The organism is Microbacterium sp. (genome assembly GCF_029263575.1).
Lineage (GTDB): Bacteria > Actinomycetota > Actinomycetes > Actinomycetales > Microbacteriaceae > Microbacterium.
Genome location: NZ_JAJUFV010000067.1, coordinates 1 through 16,142 on the forward strand (window position 1 = coordinate 1; position 16,142 = coordinate 16,142).

Below are 16,142 nucleotides of genomic sequence, written 5' to 3' on the forward strand. Positions count from 1 at the left end.
CCATCATGGGCCCCAACGGCTCGGGCAAGTCGACGCTTGCCTACACGATCGCCGGCCACCCGAAGTACACCGTCACCGGCGGCACCATCACCTTCGACGGCGAAGACGTCCTGGAGATGTCCGTTGACGAGCGTGCACGCGCCGGCCTGTTCCTTGCGATGCAGTACCCGGTCGAGATCCCCGGCGTGACAGTGACGAACTTCCTGCGCACGGCCAAGACCGCGCTCGACGGCGAAGCGCCCTCGATCCGACACTGGACCAAAGATGTCAAGCAGGCCATGACGAACCTGCGCATGGACCCGAAGTTCGCGCAGCGCAACGTCAACGAGGGATTCTCCGGTGGCGAGAAGAAGCGCCACGAGATCCTGCAGCTCGAGGTTCTGAAGCCCAAGTTCGCCGTTCTCGATGAGACCGACTCCGGTCTCGACGTCGACGCGCTGAAGATCGTCTCCGAGGGTGTCAACCGTGCGAAAGAGGCCACGGGGCTGGGTGTGCTGCTCATCACCCACTACACCCGCATCCTGCGCTACATCCGCCCCGACTTCGTGCACGTGGTCGTCGCCGGAAAGATCGTGGAAGAGGGCGGGCCTGAGCTGGCTGACCGTCTTGAGGAAGAAGGCTACGACCGCTTCCTCGACCCTTCGGCCCCGATAGAGGCGTAGGCTGAGCACTATGACGGCGACGCTTGCTCCTGAGAAGTTCGAAGAGGTCACGGAGGCCCTCAAGGACGTCATGGATCCCGAGCTGGGGATCAACGTCGTAGACCTGGGCCTCATCTACGACCTCGCGTGGGATGACGAGAACGATGCTCTCGTGATCCATATGACGTTGACGAGTGCGGGATGCCCGCTGACCGACGTGCTCGAAGAGCAGACCGCGCAGGCGCTGGACAACGTTGTTGATCGGTTCCGCATCAACTGGGTGTGGATGCCGCCGTGGGGTCCCGAGAAGATCACCGATGACGGTCGCGACATGATGCGTGCGCTCGGCTTCGCGATCTGACACGCGTCGGATCATGACGGCACTGCCCCGGTAGGTGTTGGGCGGAGTCACCGTCGGCGCGCCCGGGCGAGGCGGAGTGCTACCAGCGTCAGCGCCAGCGCTCCGACGCCCGTGATCGGCGTCGTCCCGATCACGAGCAATCCGGCGATCGCGCCGATGCCGACGACTGTCGCGCTCATGAGTCGTGCGGGCGACTCGGTGTGAACCGGCGCAGGGACGGCTTCGATACGAGCGAGCGCCAGCGCGATGGCCGCGGTCAGCGTGAGAACGACGATCAGCCACAGCGGGCGGGTCTGCCACCAGGCGAGGCTGCTGGGCTCTGGCAGAGCGATCCCCGTGAACATCGCGAACAACGCCGAGGTCCCAGCCATCACCAGCAGCACCGGCATGTGCCAGAGATAGATCGTCATAGCGCGCGGGGTGACGAACCGGCGCATCGCGGAGCCGACCCGCGAGTGGCTCCAGAGATCGAGGCGGTCGCGCAGGAGAGACATCACCATCGTGTGGGCGATGCCGACCAGCAGCAGCGCGGTCGTCGGCGGGTTGATGTTCTCGATGAGATCGGGGGAGTAGACGCCCAGCACGACGCTGATCACGAGTGCTGCCGTGGCGCCCACGGCGATCAGTCCGCGCGTGCGGCGAAGCATCGACGGGATATAGCCATCGGCGAGGAAGAACCCGAGCTGCTGCAATGCCAGCCAGACGAACGCGAGGTTGAGCACCCCGAACAGTGCGTCCCCGGTGAGCATCCGTGCGGCATCGACGGCGACCGCCGCGGCGACGAGCAGCGTGAGGGTGCGCCACCGAGCACGTTCGTGGGCGGCGACGAGAGCGGGAAGAAGCACCTGGCAGAGCAGGAAGACGCCGAGAAACCAGAGCGGTTGGCCGAACCGGTATCCGGCGATGCCGACCAGTTCGTTCGGCACGCCGACCACGAGGAGCGCCGTGAGCGCGAGAGCGACGACGCCGATCGTGCACGCGGCGGGCAGCAGCAGTCGGTGGATACGAGCGGCCGCGAATGACGCGGCTGTGCCGCCGCGCTGCCGAGACCGCTGATACGACGTGTAGCCGGCGAAACCACCGATCACGAAGAACAGTGGCATGACCTGAAAGATCCAGCTGAGCGGAACGATCCACGCTTCCCCTTCGCTCGCATTGGCGAAGATCGGACCGGCCTGGGTGACGGTCACCCCCACCATGAGCGAGTGCAAGACGACGACGCCGAGTACACAGAAGGAACGGACCAGATCGATGCCGGTGTCTCGTGTCGCTCGGGTCTCGCGTGCGGGCGCGGTCTGCAGTTCGGCGATGGCCATATGCTCCTCCTCGGCGGGTGTCCGAGAAGGTTATGAACGCGGTGCCGCGCACCACATCACTCCAGGGTGTCGAGCTGTGTCGTACCGGGGTAGGGTCAGGCGGGCTCGACGAGGCCGGTGTCGTAGGCGAAGATGACCGCCTGCACGCGGTCGCGCGCGCCGATCTTCGCGAGCACCTTGCCGACGTGCGTCTTGACAGTCTGCTCGGCGATGAATAGCGCCGTGGAAATCTCGCTGTTCGAGTGGCCCTGCCCGATCAGCACGAGCACCTCTCGCTCGCGCTCGGTGAGGTCGGCCAGCAGGTGCGCGGATGCGCCGGTGCGTGACTTCTGCGACGCGAACTGAGCGATCAACCGGCGCGTGACGCTCGGTGCGAGCAAGGCGTCCCCGGCGGCGACGACTCGCACGGCGTGCACGAGTTCCTCCGGCAGTGCGTCCTTGAGCAAGAATCCGCTGGCGCCGGCCTGGAGGGCGTCGTAGACGTAGTCGTCGATGTCGAAGGTGGTGAGCATGAGAATGCGCGGCACCTTCGCCGCTGGGTATGCGGGGCCGAGGATGCGTTGCGTCGCGGCGATACCGTCCATCTCCGGCATCCGCACGTCCATCAAGATGACATCGGGGTCGAGGCGTGTCGCGAGGGAGACGGCTTCTGCGCCGTTGACGGCCTGGCCGGTGACGGTGATGCCATCGTGTGCCCCGAGCAGAGCGGCGAAACCCGCTCGAACCATGGCCTGGTCATCGGCGATGAGGACTTCGATCGTCACAGGCTGCCTTCCGCGGGCGGTGAGAGGGGAAATCGGGGGAGCCGCGCAGTGACGGTCCAACCGCCGTCGCCGTCGGGGCCGGCCTGGATGGTGCCCCCGATGATCTCGGCGCGCTCCGTCATACCGCGCAGGCCATGGCCCGCCGACGGCGAGGCGTCATGATCCGATCGCGCATTATGGATCGTGACGGTCACGTCGGCTTCGTCTGCGGTCAAGGATACGGCGATCGCTGCCCCGGGCGCATGCCGTACCGCGTTGCTCAGCGCTTCCTGCGTGATGCGAAACGCGGCGAGCTGCGTGGCATCCGCGACGTCGTCGCTCACGCTCAGCAGAAGCGATACGTCGGCGCCAGCACGTCTGGTCGTCTCGACCAGCGCCGGCACGTCGTCGATGCCGCGTTGCGGTGCCAGCTCGGCAGTGTGGTCGTCTGTTCGCAACACGCCCAGAATCCGACGCATCTCGACGAGCGCCGTGCGTGCGGATGCCGCGATGTCATCGAACTCCGTTGCAGCCTCCGGCAGCAGCTCTGGCACACGGTAGCGGGCGGTAGACGCCTGCACTTGGATGATCGACATGCTGTGAGCGACCACGTCGTGCAGCTCGCGTGCAATGCGGGTGCGCTCTTCGACCAGTTCGCGCTTCGCCTGTTCTTGAGCCGTGTGCGCGCGCTCACGCGTGAGTTCGTCGCCCAGGCGCAACCGGCCGGTGAAGAGGACCGCGATCAGGTAGATTCCCGCTACCACCGACATGGTCACGATGAGCGAATTGCCGCTGGGGATCGAAGGCTGGAACACGGCGGCTGCCGCGCCGGCCAGACCCGCGGCGATCAGCTGGATGAGACCGAGCCGCCAGCCGTGCCGGAAGGTGACGCTGGCCACCGCGACGGCGAAGGCGATCAGCATCGGAACCGACCAGGGCCACGGGGCCGCGAGCTCGATGTCGCGCGCGGTCATGAGCGGAATCAGACCGGCGGAGAGCGAGAACGACGCGATCGCTGACACGGGATAGCGAATCGAGACCAGGGGCGAGGCGACGGCGATCAGCCCGAGCAGCATCGTCAGTCCGACGTGCGTGCCGTAGAACGTCGCGTGTACGGGAACCAGGACGCTGTAGAGGGCGATGGCGATGACCGCCAGGATGATGATCATCGCGAGGCGGCGACCACGCGGCAGGCGCGAGGCATGCCGGTTCGGCTCGATGCTGTGCCTGGATGCCATGCGAGTCATCCTCCCACGCATACGGGTGCGCAGTCCTCAGTCTGGGGTGCTTGCGTGGCGGTCGTACGGCGCCGGCGACGAGCGGCTGCGACACGGTCGATCACGATGCCGACGGTCAGGGCGAGAACGATACCCAGCACGGCGCTGAGCAGCGGTTGATCTTTGAGCCACTGCCCGGCCAGGAGCCCGATGCCCGCGCTGTAGAGCGCCCAGCTGGCGCCTGCGATCATGCTGAGTGGCACGAACATGCGTCGCGGGTACGCCAGAGCCCCCGCCGAGATGTTCACCGCGACGCGGCCGACCGGGATGTACCGCGCGCCGAGGATGAGCGGCGCACCGCTCTGCCGGAGAGTTCGCCCCGCCCGGTCGAATGCCCGAGCGACGCGGCGTCGGCGCATCCACGCGAAACGTGACGTGCCGACGGCGCGGCCGATGGCGTAGGCGATGTTGTCGCCGATCACGGCGCCGAGCGCTGCCACGGTGATCAACAGCACCATGTTCACTCCGCCGCTGGATGCTGCGACAGCCGCGGCGGCGACCAGCACGGTCTCGCTCGGAATCGGTGGGAAGAAGCCATCGATCACAGCCGTGGCGAGCATGATCAGGTAGAGCCAGGGCGAGGTCGCCGCTTGCAGGATGAGATCGTTGATGATGTCCACACGCTGAAAGTACGTCGCCACCGGCAACGTACACATCACCCTCGGGTATCGCGTGGGTCATACCGCAGAGGGGTCTTTCATTCGGTGGGTAGGCCCATCAGAAAGGCTCGCACTCCGAGATCGAAGGTTGACTCGATGGCGGCTGAGGGGTCAGCATCAGCGGAAGGCGCGGCTGCGCCGTAGCTCTCGGCGTGCAGACGCTGCTGGACGAGCAGGGCGTGGCCGAGGATGAACTGCAGCAGCACCGCCGTGCGATCGCTTACCTGTGCCGTTGCCGTTGCCGTTGCCGTTGCCGTGCTCGTGAGAGCCGTGGTGAGTGCGGCGTGTGCGCGATCTGCGCCGAGCCCGAGGGCATAGCTGCTCATGACCACCTCGGCGCCGTCGCGGTATGCCAGCAGGGCGTCGCGGATGCTGTGGGCCACGGCGACAACGTCACCGTCTCGGGTGCGCGAAGTGTTCACGCGCTCGAGGATACGGTCGGCGATCGCGGCGAGAAGTGCTTGTTTGTTGGCGAAGTGCCAGTAGAGCGCGCTGGGTTGCACCCCGAGCTCGGTGGCGAGACGCCTCATGCTGAGGTCGGGAAGGCCCACGTCGTCGAGCAGGCGCAGGGCTGTCGTCGTGATGCTCGCGCGATCATGCCGGCCGCTGTGGTTGTCGGGGGACATGTTCTGAGTATACTGAACGGCGTTCAGGTGAACAGTGTTCAGGAAGGCCAATCATGTCAGCATCCGCGTCCTTCGACGCCAGAGACCTCGCCCGCATCGCGATCTTCGCAGCGCTGATCGTCGTGCTCGGCACAGTGGCGGTTCCCCTGCCGGGTGGTGTTCCGGTCACCGCGCAGAGTCTGGCTGTCATGCTCGCCGGGGTGGTGCTCGGTGCGCGTCGCGCCAGCTTCGCCGTGCTCATCGTGCTCGTGCTGGCGGCTGTCGGATTGCCGGTGCTCTCGGGCGGCCGCGGTGGGCTCGGTGTCTTCCTCGGCCCGACCGCTGGGTACTTGATCGGCTGGGTCGTCGGCGCCTTCGTGATCGGACTCATCGTGCGTCAGAAGGCTGGCGGGCCAGCCTGGTGGCGCATCGTTTTGGGAACGGTCGTGGGTGGGATCGGTGTGATCTACCTGTTCGGCATTCCTGTGCAGGCGTGGGTGACCGGCGTTGACCTGCCGACCACTCTGCTCGCGAGTGCCGTGTTCCTCCCCGGAGATCTGTTGAAGGTCGCGGTGGCGACCGTGCTCACCCGCGCCCTGTGGCGCGCATATCCACGAGCTTTCGGCGCGCCCGCCCGCTCCGAGGTCGAAGCGCGCGAACCTGCTGATGCCCGCGCCTGAGCACACGTCGTCCGCCCCGGCGCGGATCGTTCTTCACGATGTCTCGGTCACCCTCGACGCGCGACGCATCTTGGAGGACGTCTCACTCGAGGTCGATGCCCACCGCATCGCGGTGATCGGTGCGAACGGCTCGGGGAAGTCCACCTTTGCGCGCCTGCTCAACGGCCTCGTAAAGCCGTCATCCGGCAGCGTCCACGTGCATGGCGTCGATGCGGTGGCTCGTCCGGCCGAAGCTCGTCATCGCGTCGGCTTCGTATTCTCATCGCCGGATGCGCAGATCCTCATGCCGACCGTCGCAGAAGACGTCGCGCTCTCGCTCAATCGAAGCGGGCTCGATCGTGCCGACGTCACGCGTCGTGTTGAACAGACGCTGGCGGCGTACGGACTCATCGAACATGCGGACGCTCCGGCGTACACCCTGTCCGGTGGGCAGAAGCAGCTCCTTGCGCTGGCGTCGGTGCTCGTCAGGCGGCCGCATCTGCTCGTCGCAGATGAGCCGACGACGCTGTTGGACAGAGGAAACGCCCGCCGGGTCGGGAACATCCTCATCGACGAACTGCCGATGCAGGTCGTGATCGTGACTCATGATCTGGAGCTTGCCCGACGCTGCGACGTGGCCGTGCTCTTCGATCGGGGGCGGGTGCAGGCCGTCGGCGCGGCTGACGAGATCATCGGCGGGTACGAGCGGATGTTCGTGTGATCTCGCTGTATCGCCCCGGCACGAGCATCGTGCATCGGCTGTCGGCGGCCGTGAAGCTGACTGGGCTCGCGGTCATCGCACTCGTGCTGTCGCTGTATCCGCACGATGCGATCAGCATCGCCGTCGCACTCGGGATCGTCGCGGTGATGTTCGTCATCGCACGCGTACCGCGGAGAGAGTTCTGCCGCCAACTGTGGCAGCTCCGTGTGCTCATCATCGTGCTGGCGGTGTTCCTAGCGATTTTCGTTTCACCGCTCGCGGCCTGGATCAACACCGGACGCGTGGTCGCGATTGTTCTGCTGGCCGGGCTGCTCACGCTGACGACACGGATGAGCGATCTGCTGGGTGTCATCAATCTGCTGCTGCTGCCCCTCAGACGATTCGGCGTGAACCCCGCGGGTGTGTCGATGGCTATCTCACTGTGCATCACCATGGTGCCGGTGATCGCCGCGCAGGCAGCGCGCATCCGCGAAGCACAGCAGGCCCGGGATGTGCGCCTGGGAATCGGCGTCGTCGTGCCGCTTCTCGTGATGGCGCTGCGGCACGCTGATGACGTGGGTGACGCCATGACCGCTCGCGGCATGGGCTGAGGTCGGCTGGCGCTCAGGTGCGCGTCCTATACTGGGTGGTTGGCCCTTCGGCCGTTTTCACTCTCCGACGAAATGGACGTTTCCTGTGCTTGCCGTGCACGACCTCGAGATTCGCGTGGGCGCACGCCTGCTCATGGAGAACGTGTCGTTCCGTGTGAGCGACGGTGACAAGATCGGCCTCGTAGGCCGCAACGGCGCAGGCAAGACGACCTTGACGAAGGTTCTCGCCGGCGACGTCCTGCCCTCCGATGGCAAGGTCGCCCGCTCGGGCGAACTGGGCTATCTGCCGCAGGACCCGCGCTCCGGAGACCCCGAGATGCTTGCGCGTACGCGCATCCTCGACGCCCGTGGACTCGGAACGATTCAGCTCGGCATGGCCAAGGCGGCCTCGGATATGGCATCCGATGACCCGTCCATCGCCGAGCGGGCAATGAAGAAGTTCACGAACGCGACCGAGCGGTTCGAATCGCTCGGCGGGTATGCCGCCGAGGCGGAAGCGGCATCCATCGCCAACAACCTCGCGCTGCCCGATCGCATCCTCGACCAGCCGCTGAAGACCCTCTCCGGTGGACAGCGTCGCCGTATCGAGCTCGCGCGCATCCTTTTCTCGGACGCTGACACTATGATCCTCGACGAGCCGACCAACCACCTCGATGCCGACAGCGTCGTATGGCTGCGCGAGTTCCTCAAGGGCTACAAGGGCGGGCTGATCGTGATCAGCCACGATGTCGATCTCGTCGGCGAGACGGTCAACCGCGTGTTCTACCTCGACGCGAACCGTCAGGTGATCGACATCTACAACATGAACTGGAAGAACTATCTGCGCCAGCGCGTGGCAGATGAGGAGCGGCGCAAGAAAGAGCGTGCCAACGCCGAGAAGAAGGCGACCCAGCTGCAGATGCAAGCCGCCCGTTTCGGTGCCAAGGCGTCGAAAGCGGCGGCGGCACACCAGATGGTCGCCCGGGCCGAGAAGCTGCTCTCCGGACTCGAAGATGTGCGCGAGGTCGATCGGGTGGCCAAACTGCGCTTCCCGAAACCGGCACCCTGCGGCAAGACGCCGATTTTCGCGACCGGGCTGTCGAAGTCGTATGGCTCACTCGAGATCTTCACCGACGTCGACCTGGCAATCGATCGTGGCTCGAAAGTCGTCATCCTCGGCCTCAACGGCGCGGGCAAGACGACGCTTCTGCGCATGCTCGCGGGCGTCGACGAAGGCGACACCGGCACGATCGAGCACGGCCACGGACTGAAGGTTGGCTATTACGCGCAGGAGCACGAGAACCTCGATGTCGAGCGCTCGGTGCTGCAGAACATGGTCTCAGCGGCGCCGCACATCACCGAGACCGAGGCGCGTCGCGTTCTCGGGTCATTCCTGTTCACCGGTGATGACGTGCTCAAGCCCGCCGGGGTTCTCTCGGGTGGAGAGAAGACGCGCCTGTCGTTGGCGACATTGGTCGTGTCTTCGGCGAACCTGCTGTTGCTGGATGAGCCGACCAACAACCTCGACCCTGCCTCACGCGAAGAGATTCTCGACGCGCTCGCGCACTACGAGGGCGCCGTGGTGCTCGTCTCGCACGATCCCGGGGCCGTGCAGTCACTCAATCCCGAGCGGGTTCTCATCCTGCCCGACGGCGTCGAAGACATCTGGAGTCAGGAGTACCAGGAGCTGATCGAGCTCGCATAGCGCTGCTGCGCGGCGCGAAAAACGTTCTCTCGCATGAGAAACGTGTTGCCACGACGTTTCTCATGCGGCAATGCGTTTGTGGTCCCAGCGGCCGTTAGGCTCAAGGCGTGGTGGATCAGCAACTGGCCAGGTCATTCGAAGGCATCGGCGCGGAGTACGACCGGTATCGGCCGGGGTTTCCGGTCGCCGCGGCGGAGGCGATCGTGCCGGATCGGGTGGGAGCTGTGCTCGATCTCGGCGCAGGAACCGGCAAGTTCACCGTGCTGCTGGGGCCACGTGCCGATCGGGTGACAGCGGTCGAGCCGTCGACCGCGATGCTCGATGTCTTGCGCGCGAAGCTCCCGTCCGTAGAGGCGCACCTCGCGGCAGCCGAGCAGATTCCGCTTGCCGATGACACGATGGATGCCGTCACTGTGGCGCAGGCTTTCCACTGGTTCGACAGGGATGCCGCGTGCGCCGAGATTCGGCGCGTGCTCGTGCCCGGCGGCACGCTGGGACTGCTGTGGAACCACTCCGACGCGTCGTGCTCATGGGATCGTGAGTGCCACCGCGTCGCGCATCCGGCCGTGAGCCTGGAGCGTGATGGCACCACGGCATCCGCCGCTGACGAGCTGCCCGGCTTCGCGTTCGAAGGCCGCACCGAGGTGAGCTGGTCCGAGCACATCACGCGGCAGGACTACATCCGTCGCTGGCTCACGGTGAGCAGCTTCCTGGCCGCAGACGAGCAGACGCGCGCGGGCATGGTCGCCCAGCTCAACAGCATCCTCGACGCGGATCCCGCAACCGCCGACCGGTCAACGTTCATCCTCCCCATCGTCACGGAGATCTACGTGTACCGCTCAGTCTGAGCGCAACCTCGTCCGGCGCGCCGCGGAGTGTCAGCCGACGCCGAGGAAGCGGCGGTCAGTGAGGATGATCGGACCGTCATCGGTGATGGCGACGGTGTGCTCGGAGTGCGAGCCGCGCGAGCCGTCGGCGCTGCGGAGGGTCCAGCCGTCGTCATCGGTGCGCAGCTTGTCTGTCGTGGCGAGGAACCAGGGCTCCAACGCCAGCACGAGTCCGGCGCGCAAGGGGAATCCTCGGCCCGGGCGGCCGTCATTGGGTACATGCGGGTCGCCGTGCATGGTGCGACCGACGCCGTGGCCGCCGAAGTCGGTGTTGATCGAGTAGCCCTCACCATGGGCGACCTGAGCGATGGCGGCCGAGATGTCGCCGATGCGGTTCCCGACCGTGGCCGCGGCGATCGCGGCATCCAGAGCGCGCTCGGTCGTATCGATCAAGCGCAGGTCTTCGTCGCGCGCCGTGCCGACGACGAAGGAAACGGCCGAGTCTGCCACCCATCCGTCGACGGCGACAGCGAAGTCCAAGGACACGAGGTCGCCGTCGCGCAGCGTGTAATCGTGGGGGAGTCCGTGGAGCACCGCGTCATTGATCGATGTGCAGATGACCTTGCCGAAAGGCCCGTTGCCGAACGACGGTGCGTAGTCGATGTAGCAGGATTCTGCTCCGGCCCTGCGGATCAGGTCGTGGGCGCGGCGATCGATCGAGAGCAGGTTCATGCCGACCTTCGTCTCGTCGCGCAGCGTCGCCAGGGTCTCGGCGACGAATCGTCCGGCCGCTCGCATCTCTTCGATCTCGGCAGGGGTGCGCAGTTCGATCATGAATTTCCTCTCGTCCCCTCTATTGTCTCCGATCAATTCGAACGTCGCTCACAGCGAACACCGGGCCGTATCTGTGCCGTCGCCCGTACGATCGAAGCATGTGGCTGCGTCGCGTCTTCTATCGCTGGATGTTCCCGGCGGCGTTGGTGCTGCCACTGTGGCTGCTGATCGGCTGGGGCGTGTTCAACGCCGGCGGTTGGGCCTTCCTGTGGGTGCTCTTCATCGCGATTCCCTCGGTTCTCATCGGCCAGATCGTGCTGACACTGCTCCAGCGGGCGCGGCCGTCGGCCCGTGAGACGCAGATGGCGTCGTGGTGGGACGTGCTCGGATTCGGCATCTGGCACGCGCTGACGATCGCGGTCGGATGCTACCCGCAAGCCTGGTTCGCGCTGTTGCTGGTCGCGGCGATCATCGTCGCCATCGGCCTGTTCTGGCTGATGCTGTGGCAGCTGTTCAACGAGGCGCGCGGTGCGGGTGGCAGCATCCGGTTCACCACGGTGACCGGAGCGAACCCCGGGGAAGAGCGGCCACAGCGTTCTGCGCCCGAGAGCGATGTCTTCATCATCAACGAGAAGCCGACTTCGGAGAACTGACACGGTTTGGTCGCGTGCTCGATCCGTGGCAGAATAGCTCGTTGGGCCGTGACCGACTCTGCCTCAGGGGAGTCCACGTGCGCGTCTTCGCGCCGTACGGCACACACTTCACGTATCCCTTCCATCCCATGCATCCGACCTGTGGCGAGTGCAGAGAGAGACGATCATGCAGATCCTCGACGCCGTCGATGCGGCTTCGCTCCGTTCCGACATTCCCGACTTCCGCCCCGGTGACACCGTCAAGGTGCACGTCAACATCACCGAGGGCAGCCGCTCCCGTATCCAGGTCTTCCAGGGCGTCGTCCTCGGCCGTCAGGGTGCCGGTGTGCGCGAGACCTTCACGGTCCGCAAGATCAGCTTCCAGGTGGGCGTCGAGCGCACCTTCCCTGTGCACTCTCCGGTGATCGACCACATCGAGATCGTCAGCCGCGGTGACGTGCGCCGTGCGAAGCTCTACTACCTGCGTGAGCTGCGTGGCAAGAAGGCGAAGATCAAGGAGAAGCGCGAGAACTGATCGCGGCTTCACCGCAAACACCCCGAGACACAGCGTCTCGGGGTGTTTTGTTTGCTTCAGAGTGTGCGAACCTTGAAGGTACCGTCACAGTGCGGTGCGATGACCCTCGTGAAGGAAAACGATGACGACTGAATCCGCCCCCGACGTCCCCCAGAAGAGACGCCGCGGATTCCTGATCTTCCTGCGAGACGTCCTCATCATCATCGTCATCGCAGCGCTCGTGTCGTTTCTGGTGAAGACGTTCATCGTGCGCTCGTTCTACATTCCGTCGGCGTCGATGGAGAAGACGCTGCTGGTCAACGATCGCATCCTCGTCGATGAGCTCACGCCTCGCTGGACCGGGTATGCGCGTGGCGACGTCATCGTCTTTCAAGATCCTGGCGGGTGGCTGCCTCCGCACGTGAATGAACCTGACGGGCCGCCCCTGTTGGAGGCGATCGACGCCGTGCTCACGGTCATCGGCATCTCGTCGTCTGACAGTGAAGACCACCTCGTCAAGCGCCTGATCGGTCTGCCCGGCGACCATGTGGTGTGCTGCAATTCTCTGGGCCAGATCGAGATCAACGGCGCTCCGATCGATGAGCTGTCGTATCTGAACTTGCCCGAGGGCGATACACAGGCCTCGAACGAGCCGTTCGACATCACCGTGCCGGAGGATTCACTCTGGGTGCTCGGCGACAACCGTGACCGATCGCAGGACTCACGCGCGCACCTCGACCTTCCCACCGGCGGTTTCGTACCGATAGACAATGTCGTCGGCAAGGCGTTCTTCATGACTTGGCCGCTGGGGCGGATCGGCACGATCGATGGGCACCACGAGATATTCGCCGGCGTACCGGAACCAGCCGAATGACCGTCGTCTCGCCGAGGCTCACCCTGGAGCGAAAGCTCCTCGCCGAGTACGAGCTGATCATCGCGCTCGATGAGGTCGGGCGCGGAGCGCTGGCCGGCCCGGTCGCCGTGGGCGCATCCGTGATGGATGCCGCGGGAGCCCGGCGGCGCGTTCCAGAGGGTCTGCGCGACTCGAAGCTCGTACCAGAGAAGCGCCGCGGCGACGTCGCCGCCCGTGCGGCCTCGTGGGTGCAGGCATCCGGCGTCGGGTGGGCGAGCGCAGCCGAGGTCGATGATGGTGGCATCATGTATGCGCTCGGCCTCGCGGCTTCGCGGGCGGTCGACGCTGTCGTGGCGCAGGGTGCCGCGCTGGAAGGCGCGCTGGTGCTCCTGGACGGCAACTACGATTACCTCTCCCGCGTGCACGCGATCCCGCTCGAGGTTCGCTCGGTCATCAAAGGCGACCGCGACTGCGCCTCCGTGTCGGCGGCATCGGTGATCGCGAAGGTCGCGCGCGACACTCACATGGCGCACCTGCACGACGATCATCCGGCTTATCAGTGGGATCGCAACAAGGGTTATGCCAGCGTCGAGCATCGCGCGGCCATCCGCGCTGAGGGGCTGTCGCCGTTTCACCGGGCGTCCTGGGCGATCGCCGATGCCCCGACCCTGTTCTGAACTCATAGGATGGACTCATCATGGACGAAGAGGCATTCGATGACTACGACCGCGAGCTCGAGCTGGCGCTGTTTCGCGAGTATCGCGATGTCGTAGGTCAATTTCAGTACGTCGTCGAGACGGAGCGCCGGTTCTATCTCGCGAACGAGGTCAATGTCGTCCGCAAGGACACCGAGCACGACTTCTACTTCGAGATCTCGATGACGGATGTCTGGGTGTGGGACATCTACCGGGCAGACCGGTTCGTCAAGGCCGTGCGGGTGCTGACGTTCAAGGACGTCAACGTCGAAGAGCTGCAGCGTCAAGAGCTGGAGCTGCCGGAGGATCTGTCACTCGACGGCAAGTAGCCGCCGCGGCGAGTAACACTGCACCGGAAAGTATTTTCCCGCTGATTGCTCAGATCGTGTGATACGTCGATCTCCGGCATTCGCGACACACGCATGCTGTCTTCATGGCAGCGAAAGACGACCTCGGGCGGGCGGGCGAAGACCGCGCCGCCGCGCACCTCCTCAGCCGCGGATACGACATCATCGACCGCAACTGGCGATGTCACCAGGGAGAACTCGACATCGTCGCCGTGCACGAGGATGTGCTGTGCTTCATCGAGGTGAAGACACGAAGCAGCACCCGATTCGGGCACCCCTTCGATGCGATCGATGAGCGTAAGAGGCAGCGCCTGTGGCGGCTCGCTTACGCCTGGGCCACCGCTCACCCGGAGCATGGCAGGCGGCGGATGCTTCGGCTCGAGATCGTCGGCATCATCGGCGCCGATCCCGCTGAGGGAAGCATTGATCACCTGGTGGATCTGCGATGAGGACCGCGCGTACGTGGGCCGTCGCCCTCACCGGCGTGGAGGGGCACCTGGTCGAGATCGAAGCCGACGTGTCGAATCAGACGCCAGGCTTCAAGATCGTCGGGCTCCCGGATAAAGCGCTGGGCGAGGCCGCGCAGCGGGTGCACAACGCCGTGACGAACGCCGAGTTGAAGCTCACTCGACGGCGGTTGACGGTGAACCTGTCGCCGGCGAGTCTGCCCAAGCACGGCAGCGGCTTCGACCTGGGAATCGCAATCAGCGCCGTGGCCACCGGTGGGGTGCTGGATGCCGCGTCGATCGCGCGCACGGTGCATATCGGTGAGCTGGGTCTCGACGGCCGTGTGCGACCTGTACCCGGCGTGCTGCCTGCTGTGTTCGCCGCGGCGCGGGCGGGGTTCGACCGCGTCGTCGTGCCGCACGCCAACGAGGCGGAGGCGCGGCTCGTGCCGGGCATGCAGGTGCGCGCAGCCACGACGCTGGCAGAGGTCGCCCTGTGGCATGGCGCCGACATCGCCCTGACAGAGACGGAGCCGGTGACGGCACCCATCGCGTCTGAGACCGATCAGCCGCTGCTGGATCTCGTCGATGTCGTCGGGCAGGAAGAGGCCGTCGACGCCCTGATCGCCGCGGCAGCCGGCGGCCACCATCTGCTGATGAGCGGGCCCCCTGGCGCCGGCAAGACGATGCTGGCACGCCGCCTTCCCGGCATCCTGCCGTCATTGTCGGAGGAGGCCGCTCTGGAGGTCGCCGCGATCCGGTCGCTGACAGGTGCTGCTGTCCATGCGCTCGATGACACGCCGCCGCTGGAGGCACCGCATCACAGCGCCTCGGTGGCTGCTCTGGTCGGTGGCGGATCCCGTGCGGTGCGCCCCGGAGCGATCGTCCGAGCGCACCGCGGCGTATTGTTTCTCGATGAGGCGGCAGAGTTCTCGCGTGTGGCACTGGATGCGCTTCGTCAACCGCTCGAATCGGGCAGCATCGAGATCGATCGGGCGGGATTCCATGCTCGATTTCCGGCGCAATTCCAGCTCGCTCTGGCCACGAATCCGTGCCCGTGCGGAAACTACGGCGTGCGAGGTGCGGAATGCATCTGCCCGCCCATCGCGATTCGTCGATACGCCTCCCGGCTCTCCGGTCCGCTGCGTGATCGCATCGACATCGACATTCAGATCACGAGGGTCGCGGCATCGCTCGCGACGTCCACCGAGCGCTCAGGCGTGACGACAGCTCAGGCGCGGGCGAGGGTCGAGGCGGCTCGTGAGCGCGCCGCGGCTCGCTGGGCTGAGACGCCGTGGCGCATCAACGCCGACGTCGCCGGCTCGTGGCTTCGACAGGGTGATACGCGACTACCCGCTGATGTACGCACGGGGCTCGATCGCGCTCTCGAACGCGGACAACTTACACTGCGCGGCTACGACCGGGTGCTGCGCTTGGCGTGGACCATGGCCGATCTCGCGGGCATCGACAGGCCGGGCCGCGACGAGTTGGGGCGCGCTCTGTTTCTGAAGAAAGGACTCAACGCATGATCGACGACCTGCTGGAGGACGCCGATGTTCGCTCGGCGCTCGCGCGACTGCGACCGCATGATGCCGCGGAGGATGCGCTGGCGCGCGTCGCCTGGAGCGTTGTCGCCGAACCCGGCGACGGGGTGGCCGGGGCACTCATCGCGCAGCTCGGAGCCGCCGAGGCACTGCGCTTCGCGCTGACGCCGCACGACCAGATGAAGGCCGAGCTCGTCGCCCTCGATGAGACGACCGAGCGATCTCAACGGGCGCTGCGCGAGGGACGAAAGAGA

20 protein-coding genes and 1 pseudogene are annotated in these 16,142 nt (G+C 65.8%); 15 read left to right on the plus strand and 6 right to left on the minus strand.

Going from position 1 to position 16,142, the window contains the following annotated elements:
* Both sufC and Q1J95_RS08545 read left to right on the plus strand, forming a co-directional pair.
* Positions 1-662: Fe-S cluster assembly ATPase SufC (gene sufC, locus Q1J95_RS08540; protein ID WP_300267060.1), on the plus strand; the 662-nt coding region annotated here is incomplete at its 5' end.
* Positions 663-672: 10 nt separating this feature from the next.
* On the plus strand, positions 673-1,002 hold the full coding sequence (locus Q1J95_RS08545) for a metal-sulfur cluster assembly factor (RefSeq protein ID WP_300267062.1): 330 nt from the start codon (positions 673-675) through the stop codon (positions 1,000-1,002).
* A 47-nt stretch (positions 1,003-1,049) separates the two neighbouring features.
* On the opposite strand, the gene Q1J95_RS08550 is transcribed toward Q1J95_RS08545, so the two are convergent.
* The 5 genes from Q1J95_RS08550 to Q1J95_RS08570 all read right to left on the minus strand — a co-directional run bounded on the left by Q1J95_RS08550 (position 1,050) and on the right by Q1J95_RS08570 (position 5,623).
* Positions 1,050-2,318 (minus strand): acyltransferase, encoded by a 1,269-nt coding sequence (locus Q1J95_RS08550; RefSeq protein ID WP_300267063.1) that lies wholly within the window; start codon positions 2,316-2,318, stop codon positions 1,050-1,052.
* A gap of 95 nt (positions 2,319-2,413) precedes the next feature.
* Positions 2,414-3,082, minus strand: a complete 669-nt coding sequence (locus tag Q1J95_RS08555; protein ID WP_300267064.1) for a response regulator transcription factor — start codon at positions 3,080-3,082, stop codon at positions 2,414-2,416.
* Positions 3,079-4,299 carry a histidine kinase gene (locus Q1J95_RS08560; RefSeq protein ID WP_300267065.1) on the minus strand — a complete coding sequence of 407 codons (1,221 nt, stop codon included), beginning with the start codon at positions 4,297-4,299 and terminating at the stop codon, positions 3,079-3,081. The genes Q1J95_RS08555 and Q1J95_RS08560 overlap by 4 nt, the downstream gene beginning before the upstream one ends.
* 5 nt (positions 4,300-4,304) lie before the next feature.
* Complete coding sequence (locus tag Q1J95_RS08565; RefSeq protein WP_300267067.1) at positions 4,305-4,958, minus strand: DedA family protein; 654 nt, start codon at positions 4,956-4,958, stop codon at positions 4,305-4,307.
* Positions 4,959-5,035: 77 nt separating this feature from the next.
* Positions 5,036-5,623, minus strand: a complete 588-nt coding sequence (locus Q1J95_RS08570) for a TetR family transcriptional regulator (RefSeq protein WP_300267068.1) — start codon at positions 5,621-5,623, stop codon at positions 5,036-5,038.
* Positions 5,624-5,676: 53 nt separating this feature from the next.
* Between Q1J95_RS08570 and Q1J95_RS08575 the strand changes: the two genes are divergently transcribed.
* From Q1J95_RS08575 to Q1J95_RS08595, 5 genes are all read left to right on the plus strand, one after another.
* Positions 5,677-6,282, plus strand: a complete 606-nt coding sequence (locus Q1J95_RS08575; RefSeq protein ID WP_300267069.1) for a biotin transporter BioY — start codon at positions 5,677-5,679, stop codon at positions 6,280-6,282.
* The gene (locus tag Q1J95_RS08580; protein ID WP_300267070.1) at positions 6,269-6,982 is read left to right on the plus strand and encodes an ABC transporter ATP-binding protein; all 714 of its coding nucleotides are present in this window, start codon (positions 6,269-6,271) and stop codon (positions 6,980-6,982) included. The genes Q1J95_RS08575 and Q1J95_RS08580 overlap by 14 nt, the downstream gene beginning before the upstream one ends.
* Positions 6,979-7,572, plus strand: coding sequence for an energy-coupling factor transporter transmembrane protein EcfT (locus Q1J95_RS08585; protein ID WP_300267071.1), 594 nt, complete (start codon positions 6,979-6,981; stop codon positions 7,570-7,572). Before Q1J95_RS08580 ends, Q1J95_RS08585 begins: the two co-directional genes overlap by 4 nt.
* A gap of 85 nt (positions 7,573-7,657) precedes the next feature.
* On the plus strand, positions 7,658-9,256 hold the full coding sequence (locus tag Q1J95_RS08590; protein ID WP_300267072.1) for an ABC-F family ATP-binding cassette domain-containing protein: 1,599 nt from the start codon (positions 7,658-7,660) through the stop codon (positions 9,254-9,256).
* A gap of 107 nt (positions 9,257-9,363) precedes the next feature.
* Complete coding sequence (locus tag Q1J95_RS08595) at positions 9,364-10,104, plus strand: class I SAM-dependent methyltransferase (RefSeq protein ID WP_300267073.1); 741 nt, start codon at positions 9,364-9,366, stop codon at positions 10,102-10,104.
* A gap of 30 nt (positions 10,105-10,134) precedes the next feature.
* On the opposite strand, the gene map is transcribed toward Q1J95_RS08595, so the two are convergent.
* Positions 10,135-10,917 carry a type I methionyl aminopeptidase gene (gene map / locus Q1J95_RS08600; RefSeq protein WP_300267074.1) on the minus strand — a complete coding sequence of 261 codons (783 nt, stop codon included), beginning with the start codon at positions 10,915-10,917 and terminating at the stop codon, positions 10,135-10,137.
* A 98-nt stretch (positions 10,918-11,015) separates the two neighbouring features.
* Between map and Q1J95_RS08605 the strand changes: the two genes are divergently transcribed.
* The 8 genes and pseudogenes from Q1J95_RS08605 to Q1J95_RS08640 form a co-directional block, all read left to right on the plus strand.
* The gene (locus Q1J95_RS08605; RefSeq protein WP_300267075.1) at positions 11,016-11,510 is read left to right on the plus strand and encodes an MFS transporter permease; all 495 of its coding nucleotides are present in this window, start codon (positions 11,016-11,018) and stop codon (positions 11,508-11,510) included.
* Positions 11,511-11,676: 166 nt separating this feature from the next.
* Positions 11,677-12,024 (plus strand): 50S ribosomal protein L19, encoded by a 348-nt coding sequence (gene rplS / locus Q1J95_RS08610; RefSeq protein ID WP_300267076.1) that lies wholly within the window; start codon positions 11,677-11,679, stop codon positions 12,022-12,024.
* 121 nt (positions 12,025-12,145) lie between these two features.
* Positions 12,146-12,877: a signal peptidase I gene (gene lepB, locus Q1J95_RS08615; protein ID WP_300267077.1), complete on the plus strand. Its 732-nt coding sequence runs from the start codon at positions 12,146-12,148 to the stop codon at positions 12,875-12,877.
* Entirely contained in the window at positions 12,874-13,533 is a 660-nt protein-coding gene (locus tag Q1J95_RS08620) for a ribonuclease HII (RefSeq protein ID WP_300267079.1), read from the plus strand. The genes lepB and Q1J95_RS08620 overlap by 4 nt, the downstream gene beginning before the upstream one ends.
* Before the next feature lie 20 nt (positions 13,534-13,553).
* Positions 13,554-13,880, plus strand: a complete 327-nt coding sequence (locus Q1J95_RS08625) for a DUF2469 family protein (RefSeq protein WP_300267081.1) — start codon at positions 13,554-13,556, stop codon at positions 13,878-13,880.
* Positions 13,881-13,984: 104 nt separating this feature from the next.
* Positions 13,985-14,347: a YraN family protein gene (locus tag Q1J95_RS08630; protein WP_300267082.1), complete on the plus strand. Its 363-nt coding sequence runs from the start codon at positions 13,985-13,987 to the stop codon at positions 14,345-14,347.
* On the plus strand, positions 14,344-15,873 hold the full coding sequence (locus Q1J95_RS08635; protein WP_300267083.1) for a YifB family Mg chelatase-like AAA ATPase: 1,530 nt from the start codon (positions 14,344-14,346) through the stop codon (positions 15,871-15,873). The genes Q1J95_RS08630 and Q1J95_RS08635 overlap by 4 nt, the downstream gene beginning before the upstream one ends.
* Positions 15,870-16,142 (plus strand): annotated as a pseudogene (locus Q1J95_RS08640) (DNA-protecting protein DprA); the annotation flags it as partial. The gene Q1J95_RS08635 and the pseudogene Q1J95_RS08640, both read left to right, overlap by 4 nt.